Here is a 15,736-nt window from a genome sequence, read left to right on the forward strand (position 1 = left end):
ATCACACTTCAGCGAATTTCCAAACAGGCTCTGAGAGCCAACCCCGATGTTGCGAGCTTCGAGCGCGGTCCATTTATTCACTATATTTGTTTTGGCTTTCAGGAAAAACGCCCTCTGCGCTAAAAAACCATTACCTGAAGTTTGCGCATGCCCGTAAAGATGGGGTGCGCAACCTCAGGCTAAAAGCGGTAATGTTAACATCTCGCTAATTCGGGACTGGTATTTTCTGCTGGCAGAATGTGGTGTTGCAACAGAAATTTGTTCTTCAAAAAAGCTTGCTTTTAATGGGTAAGCCAAATTTTATACACTGGCATAAAAAAAGAACTAATTTCGTCATTTTTTATTTAAAAATTTGAAAGTAGAGATAACTGCTCTGTTGTGGATTTTTCCTCAGCCGATGTCAGGGAAGAAACGGTAATACCCAACAGGCGTACAGGCCGAAGAAGAGGGAGGAGTGGGCGCAGCAGAAAATGCGCTGTGTCTTCCAGTGCTCTGACGGATGCGACTGGCTCAGTCAGAGAATAACTGCGCGTCAATTGCTGGAAATTTACATAGCGCAGTTTGAGCGTCACGGTGCGGCCAGAGGCCTGTCGCCGCGTGCAGGCAAGCCAGACGTTATGGGCTAAAGGTGTGAGCGCGGCGTATAGCTCTTCCTCCCGATGCAAATCTCGCTCGTAGGTTGTTTCCTTCCCAATGGATTTGCGTGGGCGGTGGGGTTCCACGGGGCGCGGATCTTCTCCGCGAGCAATGCCGTAATAAAAGGCGGCGGCTTTCCCAAAATGATGGCTAAGTGAAGCGAGAGAGTGATTGCGCAGGTCAGCGCCCGTGTAAATACCAAGTCCGTTCATGCGGGAAGCCGTCGCTGGACCAATTCCGTGAAAACTGTTGACGGGAAGATCTGCCACAAAGGCTTCTCCCGCGCCGGGTGGGATAACAAACTGACCGTTAGGTTTGCGATAGTCTGATGCCAGTTTGGCCAGAAATTTATTGTAAGAGACGCCAGCAGAGGCAGTCAGGCCGGTTTCAGCATAGATGGCCGCGCGGATTTCCTGTGCGATGATTGTTGCAAACGGGCGCGGAAACAGGGGTTCTGTGACATCCAGATAGGCTTCATCAAGCGAGAGTGGCTGGATGAGGGACGTATAGCGCGCAAAAATGGCGTGGATTTGGGCAGAAATGGCCCGATAGACCTCAAAGCGGGGTGGGACAAAAATCAGTTCAGGACATTTCCGCTGTGCAACCAAGGAGGGCATGGCTGAGCGGACCCCAAACTTACGCGCCTCATAACTGGCGGCCGCTACCACGCCGCGCTCCTGACTGCGACCAACGGCGACGGGTCGGCCGCGCAGTGCTGGCGCATCCCGCTGTTCGACGGATGCGTAAAATGCGTCCATGTCGATATGAATGATACGGCGTACAAGGTCAGTCATTCCGTGCAGAGTAGCATAATCTTGAATGCAGCAGGACCATAGGAGTGTGACTGAATAAAAAACGGCACCACACAGGACTGTTCAAAAAGACTTTGTCCCGCCGATGCCGTTTTTAGAGGCGTGCTTTTTTGAAGTCTGACCTTAGTGCGGAAGAGACAAGCCTCCGTCCGCCACAGCGGTGTGTCTCCCTGCTTGCGGCCAGCTTATGGGGGTGGAAGTAATGTCAAAATCATGCCAGCGCGTCAGGGAAAGAGCGGCGGCTGTGGTAGGATGTTTACGCAAGGTGGCAGTGAGAGTGGCTGGCGTCGGCGTTACAGGTCTGGCTGCGTGGTGTGACAGCCAGTATCCGGCTCCGGCCAGACAGGCTCCCAATGTTGTAATGGCGTTGGTCAGTCTTTCCAGCAGGTTTGGAAAAAGCCCCAAAGGTTTGAGTAGGGCATGAACGGTCAGATCCTGTTCATTCTGTGCGGCCTCTGTCGCTAAAAGCAGACTGTACTCTGTGGGCGTGATTGCCAGTGTACTGCCGGAGCGGATGTCCAGAGAGGGCGCTTCCAGTGCCGCCATCTGCGTCAGAGTGTCATGAAAAGCGTCGGCCACCGCCAGAAAATCCTGCCTGAAGCAGGGCATAAACAGGCTGGCGGGTGTGGTATTACGGGCATGTTGGCAGCAGGAGGCTGTGCCAGCCAGACGGCGAATGGTCCAGATAGTCAGCCGTTCGCTGCAGGCAAGGTCTGTCAGGTAAACCGGTGAACGTGTCATGGCGTCATCCTGAAGGGGGCAGCCCTTCGGTCCTCTTTTGCGGTGATGTTCTGATTTAAATGAGAACAATTCTCATTTGCAAGATAAAAATGCAGAGGGCAGGGTCCCACTGGGGAGGGCATGGTTTTTCCCCTTTTCTTGTCTGGCGGGTTGAGGCAGTACAGAAGCATGTCTCTGCTTGCATCTCTTTCCCTTCCGCTCCTTCGTAAGATGGACCCTGAAACCGCGCATGAACTGGCGCTGGATGCCCTGCAACTGGGTGTCTCCGTGCCGGTCAACCGCCCGAAGGATGACCCTGCGTTGGCCACGCGCACCATGGGGATGCGCTTTTCAAACCCGCTCGGGATTGCCGCCGGGTTTGACAAAAATGCGCGTGTTATTCGCCCGCTGGCCCGGTTGGGGTTCGGGTTTGTGGAAGCCGGAACAGTTACCCCCCGCCCGCAGGCTGGTAATCCCAAGCCGCGCCTGTTCCGGCTGACGGAAGACCGTGCGGTCATCAACCGGATGGGCTTTAACAATCAGGGGATTGACCGGTTTACGGTCCGTCTTGCACGCCTACATCGCCCGCTGCCATCTGGCCGGGGTGCCGGGGCAGGGGTGCCGATTGGCGCCAATCTCGGCATCAACAAGATAGGGGCAGACCCGGAGCGGGATTACCCGGCGCTGGTGGCGCGGGTTAAGCCGTATGTGAATTATATCGTGCTCAATGTGTCCTCTCCCAACACACCGGGCCTGCGTGGTTTGCAGGATGCGGCGCGCCTGCGCGGGATTCTGGATGCTATCGCTGAGCGCCATCCGGAGCGGCCACCGCTGCTGGTCAAGCTGGCACCGGATCTGGATAATGATGCAGTGGGGCCGATTGTGGAAGCCGCCATTGCCGGGGGTGCACAGGGGTTGATTGTTACCAACACCACGCTGGCTCGCCCCGCTACGCTGCTCAGCCCGAATAAAACGGAAAGCGGTGGTCTGTCTGGCCGTCCGTTGCGTACACGGGCAACGGAAATGCTGCGTCTGGTGGCAGAAGCATCTGCCGGACGGATGGCGCTGATTTCCTGCGGTGGGATTGAGAGTGGCGCGGACGTGCTGGACCGCATCCGTCTGGGGGCGGACTTGGTGCAGTTTTATGCTGCATTTTCTTATGAAGGTCCGGCTATTATCGCTCGCCTGAAACAGGAAATGCTGGACCGCATGCGAGCGGATGGCGTGGAAACGCTGGCGGATATCCGGGGAGCGGACCTGTAAGATGACGACAATGCAGGCTGAAATGCAGACCTTGACTGGTCTGTCCGCGGTAGCAGACCAGTATGATGGCTATGTTATTGACCTGTGGGGCACGGTGCATGACGGCGTGCAGCCCTATCTCGGTGCCGTTGCCTGTCTGGAAGCTTTGCGGGCGGCGGGCAAGCGTGTGGTTATGCTTTCCAACGCGCCACGCCCGGCGGAGGTCGTGTGCCGTCAGCTAGAAAATTTTGGCATCAGCCGGGACTTGCATGATGGCGTGATGACCAGTGGAGAAGAAGTGCGCCGTCTGCTGCGTACGCGCGATGATGCTTGGTTTGCGCGCCTCGGAGAGCGGGTGCTGCATGTGGGCGGCACACATGATCTTGGCCTGTATGATGGGCTGGATCTGGAGCGTGTCGCGAGTCCGGCGGACGCACAGTTTATCCTCAATACCGGGCCAGATGCGGAGCGGGGCACGGACTCGGTGGAGCCATATTTGCCGGAACTGCGAGCCGGGCTGGAACGTGGTCTGCCCATGTTGTGTGCTAACCCGGATAGGGTTGTGGTCAAAGGCGGTCGCCGTATGATCTGTGCGGGCGCTCTGGCGTCGTTTTATGAGCAGCAGGGCGGCGATGTGCGGTGGGTTGGGAAGCCGTACAAGGATGTCTATACGCCCGTCTTTTCCATGTTGAGCGTGCCGCAGGACCGTATTCTGGCGATTGGCGATGCACTGGAGACCGACATGAGCGGTGCTGAAGCGGTGGGTATTGCTGGCGCGTGGATTCTGGGTGGTATTCATCAGGAGATGATTGGCGATAACGCAGAGCTTGCCGCACAGGAGGCGCGTGCGATGGGCCTGCGTCCGGTTGCTACGTTACCGCGTCTGGTCTGGTAGTTGGGGGAGAAAACAGCTCGCTTCCGGTGAAAATGACCAGAAAACTGGCATTATGATTGTCAGCGGGCATCCTCACAGAGCGCCTTATGTCTGCGTGTCGTGCCACACAAGAGCACAGGCACTCTGCGCTTGAAATCAGGAGGGTGTCTGCCCTCCTCCCGGTAGTGTGTCCGGGCTATCCTGAGACGATGCAAGGTGATTACTGACATTCCACCGCATGGCTCATCGCATCAGGTCGTCAGCGAAGCGGCGCAGAAGCGTTTGTAACTGATTAAGGTCAGTATCGGTCCAGTCGACAAGGATACGGTTCGCCAGCCTTTCGCGGGCCGCATTGAGCATGTCGACCATGTGTTGCCCCTTTCCCGTCACGGTCGCTTCGCGCACACGCTTGTCTGTTGCGGAAGGGCGGCGCTCGATGAGGCCCTGTTCTTCCAGCCGGCTCATTTGTCGACTGATTGTCGTGTGATCACGACCAGTTCGATCGGCCAGATCGACGACCCCGATAGGACCGTAGCGCCATATGCGCGCGAGCAGGGGAAACAGAGCCCTATCCAGCGGTATGCCTGCTTCTTCAATCAGGCGATCATCACGACGAGGCCGGTTGATCTCATCAACCAAGTCAATGATCGCGGCATGCAGTCTGCGCAGGATTTCGGGATCGTGTGTATTATTCACGTTTATTGTTGCCTTGGGAGTGACTCTCAGATACGTGAATAATACACATTGATTCGCGGAGTAGCCAGTGTCTTTCAATACAGACGTCTTAATCGTGGGGAGCGGGGCCGCAGGCCTGACTCTCGCGATCGACCTTGCCCGGCGCGGGGTTTCGTTCCGCTTGATCGAGCAGAACGCACAGCCGTTCAGCGGGTCGCGCGGCAAAGGTATCCAGCCCCGGACGATGGAGATTTTCGAGGATCTCGGCTTTGTTGACCGCATGGCGGCGGCAGGCGGACCCTATCCGCCGCTCTGCCAGTATCGTCCTGATGGAACCCATACGATGTCGCTTCTGACAGAAGCCGACGTCTCCCCGACTCCCGCCGAACCGTATGCCGCGCCGCTAATGCTGCCGCAGTTCGCAACTGAAGCCGTGATGCGCGAGCGGCTTGCCGAATTGGGCCATCACCCCCGCTTCGGCACACGGCTGACCGGATTTGAACAGGACGCGCAGGGTGTCACGGCGCGGATGGCGCAGGAAAGCGGCGAGCATGTTATCCGCGCCCGGTTTCTCGTCGGAACCGACGGTGGCCGCAGCGCCGTGCGTCATGCGTTGGCTATCGATTTTCCGGGAGAAACGCTGGGCGTGCGCGCGATTGTTGCCGATGTAAGGCTGGAGGGGCTGGATCGCTCCGCTTGGCATCGCTTCCAGCTTGCTTCACCGGCAACACAGGTAATGATCTGCCCATTGGCAGGAACGGACCTGTTCCAGATTCAGGCGCCCGTGGCGCTGGACGGAGAGATCGACCTGTCCCCGGCTGGACTGACCGCGCTCATCGAAGAGCGGACCGGCAGAGGGGATATCGCTGTCTGCTCGGTGTCATGGTCTTCGGTTTATATGATGAGCGCGCGTCTGGCTGATCGCTACCGGGTCGGGCGCGTCTTCATCGCGGGGGATGCCGCTCATGTTCACCCGCCAACGGGCGGGCAGGGTCTTAATACCAGCGTTCAGGATGCTTATAATCTCGGCTGGAAGCTGGCAGCCGTGCTCGCGGGTGCGCCGGAGGCGCTGCTCGACAGTTACGAGGAGGAACGCCGACCGATCGCGTCGAACATGCTGCGTCTCTCGACGCGGCTGCTCGGGGAAGCAAAGCAGGGCACCATGCGGCGTGATCGCGAAGCGCGGCAACTCGACCTCGGCTATCGCGATTCGTCATTGAGCGTGCCCGGTCCGGTAGGTGGCAAAGTGCAAGCGGGCGATCGCGCGCCTGATGCGCCTTGTCGCGGGCAGGCGGGGCAACAGACACGGCTGTTTACAGTTTTTCAAGGTCCACACTGGACCTTGCTCGGTTATGACGTGCGTGACCGGCCGTCAGCTATCGCGGGTCTGCGTATCGTCATCATCGGCACTGGGCATGACCTTGTTGATGACGGCGGCCATATCGCCGAAGCATACGGAGTCGAGCCCGGTCAATGGGTGCTCGTGCGTCCAGACGGCTATATCGCCGGGATATTTTCCTCCGATGAACTGGAGGCACAGCTTTTGCGCTACCTTGCGCACACGCTGCCATCCTGCCCGGCCGCTACGCTCGGAGGAGCATAGATCATGGGCTTCCGGACCGTGCCGTGCCCGGCTCTGGTGCGGCAGACTGTCGCAGTCAGATCTGGGCGTCGGGTTCGCGGCGGGAGAGTGCGATAAACGCCACACACGCTGCCATCAGTCCGGCGAGCGCGCCGATGCCGAGCGCCCAGCGTGGCCCAAAGGTGTTGGCAACCCATCCGACGATTGGTGCCCCGATTGGTGTGCCACCGAGTGCTACGCCCACGCGCAGCGCCATCACGCGCCCGCGCATCTCTGGTGCTGTTGAAAGCTGCATCAGGCTGTTTGTCGTATTGGTGAAGGTCAGTGCGGCCATGCCGATGACAAGGAGCGCCGCGGCAAAGAACCAGAAGCCGGGTGCAAGAGCGGCCAGTGCGCAACCAGCACCAAAAACACCTGCCCCAGTCAGAAGCAGATCAAAGCGTGGTGTCTTTCGACTGGCATTGAGGAACGCGCCCGCCATCGTGCCGATTGCCATGATGGAGGATAACAGGCCGTAGCCTTGGGCAGTCGTGTGGAACACGCTGACGGCCATGGTCGAGATGAAAATCGGAAAATTCAGCCCGAACGTGCCGATCAAGAAGAGCATGATCAAGATCGCCCGCAGGTCGCGGCGGCCCCACGCATAGTGGAACCCCTCGGAAAAACCGCCTTTTTTCCGATGTGCGCGGAGAGCCGGTCGCAGTTTGTCGGACCGCAGCGCCATGAGGGAGAGCAGCACCCCCACAAACGAGGCGCCATTGATCAGAAACGCCCAGCCAGTGCCAGTGGCCGCGATCACGAGTCCCGCCACGGCAGGGCCAATCATACGTCCGGCATTGAATGACGTGGCGTTGAGCGCCACCGCGTTGTGCAGATCCGCGTCTCCCACGAGTTCAGCCACGAAGGTCTGGCGGACGGGGGCATCGAACGCGGCGGCACACCCGAACAGAAAGGCGAAGACATCAACATGCCAGAGCTGCACGAGGCCGCTTATCGTCAAGGCGCCGAGCGCCAGCGCCAGAAGGCCCATCGTCGCCTGCGTGATCATCAGGAGTCTGCGCTGGTTAAAATGATCAGCAGCAAACCCGGTCCAGGGTAGCAGAAGCATCTGCGGGCCGAACTGCAACGCCATAACCAGCCCGACAGCGGTTGCATCGTGATGTGTCAGGTCTGTCAGAACCAGCCAGTCTTGGGCTGTCCGTTGCACCCATGTGCCGATATTGGACACGAACGCGCCGCCAGCCCAAATCCGGTAATTGACGTTGCGCAGGGAGCAGAAGACCCCGGTGCCCGCAGAAATCACGGGCGGTCCGGCCTGTCGCCGCCGTGGAGGCGTCCAAAATGCCGGGCCATAAACAAAGCGCTTACGAAGGCTCCGAGGAGAAATACCGCGCTGTCCTCAATGTTGGTAAACGTGAAATGCCCCACGTGACAGACGAGTGCTGCGCCCGCGACAATGTTGGCGAACCCCCAGACCACATTGACGGGCGCGGAGGATAACCCCCGGCCCGGTGGGCTGGCGAAGGGGGTCTGAAACGGACGCCCCATCATGCCGCTAACGGCATGAGGCACGGCATTGGCCAGTAAAAAACCTCCGAAGCACCAAGCAGACAGATCAAGCCACAGCATATCAGGCACTCCCTATGGGCGGTAACAGGGCTATGATCTCCGCACTTGTGCCCGTCTCGCCAAGGCGGGGGAAAACGGACCGGATGCTGTAATCATGGGCTTGGGCGCGAGAATCCGTCATGGCATCGCAGGCGAGCGTGACGTTGAAACCGGCTTCATAGGCCTGACGTGCGGTGGCCTCAACGCCGGTTCCGGTCGCAACACCGCTTATCACGACTTGCGTTACGCCGCGTGTCTTCAACTGGGCTTCCAGATCCGTGCTGGCAAAAGCGCCCCATGTCCGCTTTGTCAGCACAATGTCGTCTGGTTGCTGGCCGAGTTCCGGCACGAGGTCCGTCCATCCTGCCGGACGTGGGCCTGCTGTATGTAGCCCTGTCTGGCGTTGCTGTTCCGTCCGGCCGGGTGCGCTGCCTGCGACGTTGACGAGAACCACCGGCAGGGCGCGGGCGCGAAAAGCATCGGCCAGAGACCGGGCATGTCTGATAACCGGCTCAATCGGATGCGCCAGCGGCAGACCAACAAGGCCTTTCTGTAAATCGACGATGATCAGCGCGGTCACAGGGTCCAATCTTGTCAGGGGCATGGGACAGTGTTCTCCAAAAGAAGGATCAGGGCTGAAGGGGGAAGGGGATGTGCCGCGCACCGTTATTCATCGACGAGCCGCTTCAGAAGTGCGACGGCGCGTGTAAGTTCGGCTTGTTCCTGCGCCGAAAAACGGGAGAGAAACGCCCGTGTCAGCCAGTCCTGCCGTGCGGCGCGTCCTTCAAGGATTTGTCTGCGGCACGTGTCCGTCAGCGATAAAAGGGTCTGGCGTCCGTCAGAGGGGTCAAGCTGGCTGCTGATAAAACCGGCATCTGTCAGTGCTGTAACGATTGGCGCCATAGATTGCGGACGGATACCCTGTGACCGGGCGAGATGCGAGGTCGTCGCGGGGCCATGCGCGTCCAGTTGTCGTAGCACCGACGCCTGAGACGGCGTCAGTTCCCCGACATGCGCCTGCACCCGCAGCCGTCGCCGCAGTTTACTCACAAGAGCACGAAGGTCCTGTGCCAAGGCCGCGGCTTCATGACGGAGTCGTTCATTCTGGGGATCAGTCATACCGTCATGATATGGATATACAGGTAAACTGTAAAGATAACTGCTTAGATGGGCTGTTAAAAAAATGGGTTACCTGATGTGCCAGTGCGCGCGCTCAAGCGGTGGGCGCGATGTCTCAAGGATGTTTTGTCTGGAGAAGACTGTCTTGTGTGGAAGCCGAGCGAGAGTCACGCGCTTTGTCGAGCGGTATGTCCTGCTCTGAGACTTGAGAAGTTGAAGTATCAGCCTACAGATGAGCTAAATTCGGATAGATAGCTGTTTGCAGCAGTGTTGAAGGCGTTATCACCCAACACGACCGAGTTCTGTATCTCACACCATTATTTCAGATTTTTTGTATCTGAGCAGGAATATGATGGCGCGAAAACCCTCTCTCAGAAATCAGGCAGTGTTTGCGCCAGATGGCCACCTTGCCGGATAGGGGCGAGGCGGCGGGCTAGGCCGGTGGTATCATCCGTCTCCACCATAATGCCGCACAGGGTGGCGTCGCCTTCTGCTGGTTGCAGGCGTTCACCGGGCATTTTGCGGATAAAGCGGGCCATGGCAGGTTCTTTGGTCATGCCGATCACGCTGTCATAATCCCCGCACATCCCGGCATCGGTCTGGAACGCCGTTCCGGCTGGCAGAATGCGGTGGTCTGCCGTGGGAGTGTGCGTATGGGTTCCCACAACGAGCGAGACCCGGCCATCCAGCACATTGCCAAACGCCCATTTCTCACTGGTGGCCTCGGCATGAAAATCCACCACAATAGCCTGCGTAGTGACACCAAGACGGTGGCGCGTCAGCAGATCATTCATGCAGCGGAACGGGTCATCCAGCGGGTCCATAAACAGGCGGCCCATGGCGTTTACCACCAGCGCCTTGCGTCCATCCGCCAGCTCAACCTGTACGCTGCCGTTCCCCGGTGTGCCGGGCGGGAAGTTAATGGGGCGGATGATGTGTGGGGCGGAGCCGATATGGCCAATCAGGTCCCGCCGGTCCCAGCTATGATTGCCAAGGGTTATGACATCCACCCCGCCTTCAAACAGGCAGGTCGCAATGGCGGGGGAAAGGCCGAATCCGTGGCTGGCATTTTCCGCGTTGACCACAACAAGATCCAGCATGAGTGTTTTGCGCAGGGCTGGCAGGCGGGACAAAACGGCCTCACGGCCACATCGGCCAACAATATCGCCCAGAAACAGAATTCTCACGCCGTCGTCTTTCTTTGGTTACAGTGAGGCAAAATGCAAGGTTTCTTGCTCGGTGACCAGACAGGAGAGGGGTTGGTCATGTGGGCCGGTGGGAAGCCGCTCCACCTCCTGCGCGGCCAGCGCGTAGCCCACGGTGCGGATACCCGGCAGGGTGGCCAGTGTACGGTCATAATACCCGCCACCATATCCCAGACGGTTGCCGGTGCGGTCAAACCCTAGCAGGGGCACCAGTACAAGGTCTGGCGTCATGAGAGGCCCATCAGGAACCTGAGTGCCAAAACGCCCCCGTAGCATCGGGCTTTGGGGTGTCCAGAGCCGGAATGTCAGCGGTTGGCCGCGTGGCGGTGTGTCCGGCAGCAGCACATGGCGTCCGGCGGTGCTGAGGCGGTGGCACAGGGGGCGGAGGTCAATTTCATGCGGCAGGGGCCAGACACAGGCAATGTGCTGGCTGACTGTTGCCAGCAGGGTGTCCGCCAGCCGGGCGCACAGCACGGCATCTACTCCGGCGGGCCGGGCTTGCAGAATGCTCAGGCACCGGGCGCGCTGCGCCTGCTTTGCCTCGGCTATGGCCGGAGGGTCGGATAGGTGAGAAGTAGGAGAGTGCGAAGCCGCCATGGCCGTTGGTCTTTCAACCTCCAGGACCTGCGTGTGCAGGTGGGCGCCGGATAATGTGACCAGGGCCACAACAGAGCCAGCTCCCTTAGGAAGTGCTTATCGGCCCAGGGGATGACTCGCCTGACGTGCCGGGCAGCTCCGCCTCTTCTATGTAGGCGTCCTCAAGGCTGGCTGCAAGGGCTTCCGCGTGGTCTGCCATATCGGCCAGACGGCTGTTCATCAGCATCTGTTCGATACGCAGGCGTTCGGCCTCTTCCACGGCCTGTGTTGTGCTTTCGGGCACATGCTGGCTGGAAAGATCCTGAATTTCGTCCGCCATGAACAGGGCGGCCAGCACCAGCACACGGCTTTCGCCGGTAAAGCCGAGGTCACGCACACGCTGCACGCGGCGTTCAACCTGCTGGGCCATGGCCTGAACGTGCCGTTCCTCGCCGTTTTCACACCCGACGGAGTAGCTGTGGCCATTAATGCGAATTGAAACGAGCGCCATGATTATTTATCTTCCGGTCGGTCCGCGTGGGCCAGAGCGTCACGCACACGGCTGATCAGCGCATCCACATTGGCGACGAGTTCCTGCGTATTGCCGCTCTTGCGCTGTTCCGCCTTACGGCTTTTATCCAGCGCGAAGGAGATACGCTGCAAGGCACGGTTCAACCGGTCAATCGGGTCACTGTCTGCCGGGGCACTGTGCGCAGGTGTGGGTGGTGCTGCCTGCGTGGGGGTGGCAGGTGTGTCTGGCTTTGTCAAAAATGGTCCGGGACCCTGATCTTGCATTCTTGTCTACCCTTCTCTCAAAAGGAATCGCCCGCAAACGCGGCGGCGTCAAGCATGGTCATGGAAAACTCTCCAATTTTATCCCCTCCTGTTCTGCCGTTCGGGTTCTTTACACTTCATGATTACGCCACCGGCATGGCAGTCTGTCATGCAGCGCGTGAGGCTGGGGTGCTGAATGCGCAGACCGCTCTGGCCCCGTTCGGCTTTCTCTCAGCCCCCGGCGCTGCGTGCTTTATGGGTGCCCCTTGGTGGCAGGCGCTTATCCGCCAGTTGGAGCAGGCCAGCGGCTGTGCGTATTTTCATGTTCTGGATTGCGGTACCAGTGTAGGGCACGCGGCGCTGGCCAGAACGCAGGGTCAGAAAAGTGTCATTTTAGAAGGTGAGGCTGAGCGTATAGCCGCCGCAGGCGTTCTGTACCAAACAAGTGGCGGCTTACTTTTTTCCGTGCGTCCGCCATCATTTGACCTTACCGGCCCACTATGTACGAAAACGCATCTTGCCGCGTATTTCATGCGCAGTTATTGCCAGTGAATGGTTCCGGGAAATAGAGGCCCGGATGAAAGCCAAGAGGAAGGATTTCCCAATGACGCTTACCCCCCAGGTTAAGGCTATTCTTGATCAGTACGAGAGCGATAATCCCGGTACAAAAACAAATCTCGCCCGTTTCCTGAATGCAGGTAAACTTGGTGGCACGGGTAAGCTGGTCATTCTCCCGGTTGATCAGGGTTTTGAGCACGGTCCGGCCCGCTCTTTCGCGGCTAATCCGGCTGCGTATGACCCCCACTATCATTTTGAACTGGCGATTGAAGCTGGCCTGAGCGGCTATGCGGCTCCGCTGGGTATGCTGGAATGTGGCGCGGCAAAATATGCGTCTGAAATTCCGCTGATCCTGAAATGCAATAGCTCCAACAGCCTCGCCACGGAAAAAGATCAGGCCGTGACCGGCACCGTGGCTGACGCGCTGCGTCTGGGCTGTGCGGGTATTGGCTTTACCATCTATCCGGGCTCTGAATACTGCTTCGACCAGATGGAAGAATTCCGTGAACTGGCAGCAGAAGCCAAGGCCGCTGGTCTGGCTGTTATCCTGTGGAGCTACCCGCGTGGCCCGATGCTGGATAAAGTGGCGGAAACGGCTGTGGACGTGTGCGCCTATGCGGCGCATATGGCCGCTCTGTGTGGCGCGCACATCATCAAGGTGAAGCCCCCGACCGATGTGGTGGCTCTGCCCGCCAACAAGGCCGCTTATGAGCAGAACAATATTGACGTCTCCACCCTGCCGGCCCGTATCCGCCATGTGGTGCAGTCCAGCTTCGCTGGCCGTCGTATTGTGATCTTCTCCGGTGGTGAAAAAGCCGGGACGGACAATCTGCTGACGACAATCAAGGGGATTCAGGACGGCGGCGGCTTCGGCTCCATTATCGGTCGGAACGTCTTCCAGCGTCCGAAGGCGGAAGCTCTGGATCTGCTCAACCAGATTATCACCATCTTCAAAGGCTGAAAGAACTGACGTGACGACAGGACAGGGGGCCGGGATGACGGCGTATGATGTCTATCTCGCAACCCCCGTTCTGCGGGACGTCGAGACTTTTTTGCCGGAGTTGGCCCGGGGGATGCGGCAGCATGCCCCCGCTGCCGTCCTCCTCCGTCTGGCCGATGCGCCAGAGGCGGACCTCATTAAAAAAATTCAGACGGTTCAGGCTGTCGTGCAGGCTCAGGACTGCGCGTTGATGCTGGAAGACAGACCCGCACTGGCACTCCGCGCGGGGTGTGACGGTGTGCATCTATCTACCGGATTCGCGGAGGCATCCATCAAGGATGTGCGCAGGCAGATCGCGGATGCGCTGCAACTGGGTGTGTCTGTAGGCGGTAGCCGGGACGCCGCCATGCGGGCGGGCGAGGCCGGGGCGGATTATGTCAGCTTTTCCACCGCCATTCCGGTGGCGGCAGCGGAAGGTGAGGCCCCGGAAAGCCTGACAGACCTTGTCCGTTGGTGGTGTCTGGTCATGGAACTGCCCGCCGTGGTGGAGGTTGAAGCGCCCGCGCAGGTCGCAGCCTTCGCGCAGGTTGGCGCGGATTTTATCCAGCCCGGCCCGGCTTACTGGGAAAATATGTCTGACTGGACTTTTGGGGCTGAAAAAAGCTGAGCTTGCGCCTTAGTTCAGCCATGTCTGTCAGCCATGTCTGCACCCTGATCTTCAGCTTTGAAGAGCGGCCTTTATGGTCGCATACAGGCTGAGGACGTTTTGAAAAAGGGTCGTTCCATGATGAACAAGAAAACTCTTCTGGCACTGGTTGCCGTTGCGGGCCTGACGGGCGCTGCTTCTGCTGCGCAGGCGCAGAGCTTTGGCAGCATTGGGCAGAATGCCCTGTCCGCTGCAACCAGCAGTGCCAAAAGCGGTATGGCCGGTATGATGGGCAATATGCTCCCCAGCCTCTCTTCCGCCAGCACCAGCAACCTGACCGGTATTCTGGGCTACTGCGTGCAGAATAACGCGCTCTCAGGCGCAAACGCAGGCACCGCCACTTCTGTGCTGAACAACCTGACGCAGCAGCAGGGCGTGACGTCTTCCAGCGGTTACACCGCAGGCCAGCAGGGCCTGTTGCAGACGGGTAATAACCAGATGTTCTCTCTGGCGAACCTGAAAGGTGAACTGAAAACCAAGCTGTGCAACATGGTGATGAGCAAGGCTCAGTCTCTGCTGTAATCAGCACAGTTTCTGGATTAAACCAGTTTCTACATTAAAAAAGCCTGCCGGTTTAAAAACTGGCAGGCTTTTTTGTGTTCAGCGCGGAGTGCTAGTTTGCAGCACGGGCGGGGTGGCAAGATTATTGCTCCCGTAATCTGCCCGGTGGCCGGGCTTAGGCTGCGGCACCACGGGTCGGACCGCAACAGGGGCCGGAATCCCTTTGGGGGTATCAGCCCGGACGGCTTGTGTGGCGCGTTTGGCAATGGTCAGCGGCGGGTCATTCGCAGGGGGTAACAGCAGGGACTGCGTAAAATACAGCCTGCCATTGGACTGCGGAACGCCCGTAACCCAGAGGCGGCTTGTCATCCCCGCGCCATTGCCCAAAATAATCTGGCCTGTTGGCTGGTCAATCCATGCGGACAGGATACGGCCGTTCAGGGTCAGCATGCCGACGGAATGGGTGGGGGAAGCAAGCGCTGCGGTGCGAAGCTGCTCGACAGACCATTCACCCTTCACAATGGAGTAGGCCAGAATTTCGCGCAGAAGTGCAGCGTTTTCAGGCGCATTCAGCTTGCTGCCATCCGAAGTCTGGTAACTTTCCAGCACGGCGTTGGGAATGCCAAAGACGGTAAAAGGTCCGCTTTGTTGTAGGGTGCTGAACAGGCCTGTGGTGTTCAGCCCATGCACATAGCTGGCCATTTCAATGGCGCTGGGCAGTGTGTCGGACAGGGGACGATCACAGAACGCAGGGCTTTCCGGGTCTGCATATGCAATGAGGCTGTCTGGAATACCCTTCTGGTTTTCCGCTGCTTTTTTGCCCGGCGCATAAGTCCGTGCTCCTGAAACTGTGGGGAGCATGTAGGAACAGGTGGAGTTATGCGTAAGGTACGGGTCCTGCCGCGCCCCACTCTGGCACCCGGCCAGAGCAGTTAGCGCGAGAAAAGCAGGGGCCAGCAGGGCCGGTTTTAACGATGTACGGACCTGTGCGCAGCGATGCCGCATGGGCGTCTCCCAAAAAATCATGCCGTGAAAATCAGAGTGGAGTCGCAAGGCAGACTGCGCCGGGCATGGTCAGCATCCGTCTCCCCGCATGGTCCAAGCGGAGACAACTCCGTTCACCAGTTCAAAATTGGTCTGGCAGGTGTAGGTATAGGCGGTTCCGCCCCATCCGCCACCACCCCAGCCACCGCCGCCCCATCCGGGGC

General features: G+C 58.9%; 18 protein-coding genes, 1 other RNA gene and 1 pseudogene. 7 read left to right on the forward strand and 13 right to left on the reverse strand.

Going from position 1 to position 15,736, the window contains the following annotated elements:
- Positions 1-344: 344 nt before the first annotated feature.
- Both dinB and AD949_RS00720 read right to left on the reverse strand, forming a co-directional pair.
- Entirely contained in the window at positions 345-1,430 is a 1,086-nt protein-coding gene (gene dinB, locus AD949_RS00715) for a DNA polymerase IV (protein ID WP_048834584.1), read from the reverse strand.
- Between the two features lie 141 nt (positions 1,431-1,571).
- Positions 1,572-2,189, reverse strand: a complete 618-nt coding sequence (locus tag AD949_RS00720; protein WP_052944494.1) for a hypothetical protein — start codon at positions 2,187-2,189, stop codon at positions 1,572-1,574.
- A gap of 168 nt (positions 2,190-2,357) precedes the next feature.
- Between AD949_RS00720 and AD949_RS00725 the strand changes: the two genes are divergently transcribed.
- Together AD949_RS00725 and AD949_RS00730 are read left to right on the forward strand one after the other, a co-directional pair.
- A complete protein-coding gene (locus tag AD949_RS00725; RefSeq protein WP_048834583.1) occupies positions 2,358-3,431 on the forward strand; it encodes a quinone-dependent dihydroorotate dehydrogenase in 1,074 nt (357 codons plus the stop codon).
- A gap of 22 nt (positions 3,432-3,453) precedes the next feature.
- Positions 3,454-4,305: a TIGR01459 family HAD-type hydrolase gene (locus AD949_RS00730; protein ID WP_048834591.1), complete on the forward strand. Its 852-nt coding sequence runs from the start codon at positions 3,454-3,456 to the stop codon at positions 4,303-4,305.
- 222 nt (positions 4,306-4,527) lie between these two features.
- Here AD949_RS00730 and AD949_RS00735 read toward each other — a convergent pair whose 3' ends face one another.
- Positions 4,528-4,980 (reverse strand): MarR family winged helix-turn-helix transcriptional regulator, encoded by a 453-nt coding sequence (locus AD949_RS00735; protein ID WP_082064558.1) that lies wholly within the window; start codon positions 4,978-4,980, stop codon positions 4,528-4,530.
- A 67-nt stretch (positions 4,981-5,047) separates the two neighbouring features.
- Between AD949_RS00735 and AD949_RS00740 the strand changes: the two genes are divergently transcribed.
- Positions 5,048-6,562 (forward strand): FAD-dependent oxidoreductase, encoded by a 1,515-nt coding sequence (locus tag AD949_RS00740; protein ID WP_048834582.1) that lies wholly within the window; start codon positions 5,048-5,050, stop codon positions 6,560-6,562.
- A gap of 55 nt (positions 6,563-6,617) precedes the next feature.
- On the opposite strand, the gene AD949_RS00745 is transcribed toward AD949_RS00740, so the two are convergent.
- The 9 genes and pseudogenes from AD949_RS00745 to AD949_RS00785 all read right to left on the reverse strand — a co-directional run bounded on the left by AD949_RS00745 (position 6,618) and on the right by AD949_RS00785 (position 11,844).
- Complete coding sequence (locus tag AD949_RS00745) at positions 6,618-7,844, reverse strand: MFS transporter (RefSeq protein WP_048834581.1); 1,227 nt, start codon at positions 7,842-7,844, stop codon at positions 6,618-6,620.
- Entirely contained in the window at positions 7,841-8,170 is a 330-nt protein-coding gene (locus AD949_RS00750) for a hypothetical protein (protein ID WP_048834580.1), read from the reverse strand. Before AD949_RS00750 ends, AD949_RS00745 begins: the two co-directional genes overlap by 4 nt.
- A 1-nt stretch (position 8,171) precedes the next feature.
- On the reverse strand, positions 8,172-8,753 hold the full coding sequence (locus AD949_RS00755) for an isochorismatase family protein (RefSeq protein WP_048834579.1): 582 nt from the start codon (positions 8,751-8,753) through the stop codon (positions 8,172-8,174).
- Between the two features lie 62 nt (positions 8,754-8,815).
- On the reverse strand, positions 8,816-9,268 hold the full coding sequence (locus AD949_RS00760) for a MarR family winged helix-turn-helix transcriptional regulator (protein ID WP_048834578.1): 453 nt from the start codon (positions 9,266-9,268) through the stop codon (positions 8,816-8,818).
- 371 nt (positions 9,269-9,639) lie between these two features.
- On the reverse strand, positions 9,640-10,455 hold the full coding sequence (locus tag AD949_RS00765) for a TIGR00282 family metallophosphoesterase (protein ID WP_048834577.1): 816 nt from the start codon (positions 10,453-10,455) through the stop codon (positions 9,640-9,642).
- 18 nt (positions 10,456-10,473) lie between these two features.
- Positions 10,474-11,070, reverse strand: coding sequence for a 5-formyltetrahydrofolate cyclo-ligase (locus tag AD949_RS00770; RefSeq protein WP_048834589.1), 597 nt, complete (start codon positions 11,068-11,070; stop codon positions 10,474-10,476).
- Positions 11,057-11,212: non-coding RNA, 6S RNA (gene ssrS / locus AD949_RS00775), on the reverse strand. Before ssrS ends, AD949_RS00770 begins: the two co-directional genes overlap by 14 nt.
- Before the next feature lie 165 nt (positions 11,213-11,377).
- A pseudogene (locus AD949_RS14385) lies at positions 11,378-11,560 on the reverse strand (cell division protein ZapA); the annotation flags it as partial.
- A 2-nt stretch (positions 11,561-11,562) separates the two neighbouring features.
- A complete protein-coding gene (locus tag AD949_RS00785) occupies positions 11,563-11,844 on the reverse strand; it encodes a hypothetical protein (RefSeq protein WP_048834575.1) in 282 nt (93 codons plus the stop codon).
- 60 nt (positions 11,845-11,904) lie between these two features.
- Here AD949_RS00785 and AD949_RS00790 point away from each other — a divergent pair, with 60 nt between their 5' ends.
- The 4 genes from AD949_RS00790 (at position 11,905) to AD949_RS00805 (ending at position 14,549) form a co-directional block, all read left to right on the forward strand.
- A complete protein-coding gene (locus AD949_RS00790) occupies positions 11,905-12,375 on the forward strand; it encodes a hypothetical protein (protein WP_141325418.1) in 471 nt (156 codons plus the stop codon).
- A 52-nt stretch (positions 12,376-12,427) separates the two neighbouring features.
- Positions 12,428-13,342: a class I fructose-bisphosphate aldolase gene (locus tag AD949_RS00795; protein ID WP_048834573.1), complete on the forward strand. Its 915-nt coding sequence runs from the start codon at positions 12,428-12,430 to the stop codon at positions 13,340-13,342.
- Between the two features lie 10 nt (positions 13,343-13,352).
- The gene (locus AD949_RS00800) at positions 13,353-13,988 is read left to right on the forward strand and encodes a thiamine phosphate synthase (RefSeq protein ID WP_244463262.1); all 636 of its coding nucleotides are present in this window, start codon (positions 13,353-13,355) and stop codon (positions 13,986-13,988) included.
- A gap of 117 nt (positions 13,989-14,105) precedes the next feature.
- Positions 14,106-14,549, forward strand: a complete 444-nt coding sequence (locus tag AD949_RS00805) for a DUF2501 domain-containing protein (protein ID WP_048834571.1) — start codon at positions 14,106-14,108, stop codon at positions 14,547-14,549.
- Positions 14,550-14,627: 78 nt separating this feature from the next.
- Here the strand turns inward: AD949_RS00805 and AD949_RS00810 are convergent, their stop codons facing one another.
- The gene (locus tag AD949_RS00810) at positions 14,628-15,533 is read right to left on the reverse strand and encodes a fasciclin domain-containing protein (RefSeq protein ID WP_244463261.1); all 906 of its coding nucleotides are present in this window, start codon (positions 15,531-15,533) and stop codon (positions 14,628-14,630) included.
- Positions 15,534-15,736 lie beyond the last annotated feature (203 nt).

It is taken from the genome of Acetobacter orleanensis, assembly GCF_001581005.1.
Classification (GTDB): Bacteria; Pseudomonadota; Alphaproteobacteria; order Acetobacterales; family Acetobacteraceae; genus Acetobacter; species Acetobacter orleanensis.

What these genes read in the sequence shown, in the direction of transcription:
- AD949_RS00785 (WP_048834575.1), bottom strand. Translation starts at nt 11,844, where the DNA reads ATGCAAGATCAGGGTCCCGGACCATTTTTGACAAAGCCAGACACACCT.
- dinB (WP_048834584.1), bottom strand. Translation starts at nt 1,430, where the DNA reads ATGACTGACCTTGTACGCCGTATCATTCATATCGACATGGACGCATTT.
- AD949_RS00725 (WP_048834583.1), top strand. Translation starts at nt 2,358, where the DNA reads ATGTCTCTGCTTGCATCTCTTTCCCTTCCGCTCCTTCGTAAGATGGAC.
- AD949_RS00720 (WP_052944494.1), bottom strand. Translation starts at nt 2,189, where the DNA reads ATGACACGTTCACCGGTTTACCTGACAGACCTTGCCTGCAGCGAACGG.
- AD949_RS00755 (WP_048834579.1), bottom strand. Translation starts at nt 8,753, where the DNA reads ATGCCCCTGACAAGATTGGACCCTGTGACCGCGCTGATCATCGTCGAT.
- AD949_RS00810 (WP_244463261.1), bottom strand. Translation starts at nt 15,533, where the DNA reads ATGCGGCATCGCTGCGCACAGGTCCGTACATCGTTAAAACCGGCCCTG.
- AD949_RS00730 (WP_048834591.1), top strand. Translation starts at nt 3,454, where the DNA reads ATGCAGACCTTGACTGGTCTGTCCGCGGTAGCAGACCAGTATGATGGC.
- AD949_RS00750 (WP_048834580.1), bottom strand. Translation starts at nt 8,170, where the DNA reads ATGCTGTGGCTTGATCTGTCTGCTTGGTGCTTCGGAGGTTTTTTACTG.
- AD949_RS00790 (WP_141325418.1), top strand. Translation starts at nt 11,905, where the DNA reads ATGGAAAACTCTCCAATTTTATCCCCTCCTGTTCTGCCGTTCGGGTTC.
- AD949_RS00805 (WP_048834571.1), top strand. Translation starts at nt 14,106, where the DNA reads ATGATGAACAAGAAAACTCTTCTGGCACTGGTTGCCGTTGCGGGCCTG.
- AD949_RS00760 (WP_048834578.1), bottom strand. Translation starts at nt 9,268, where the DNA reads ATGACTGATCCCCAGAATGAACGACTCCGTCATGAAGCCGCGGCCTTG.
- AD949_RS00795 (WP_048834573.1), top strand. Translation starts at nt 12,428, where the DNA reads ATGACGCTTACCCCCCAGGTTAAGGCTATTCTTGATCAGTACGAGAGC.
- AD949_RS00770 (WP_048834589.1), bottom strand. Translation starts at nt 11,070, where the DNA reads ATGGCGGCTTCGCACTCTCCTACTTCTCACCTATCCGACCCTCCGGCC.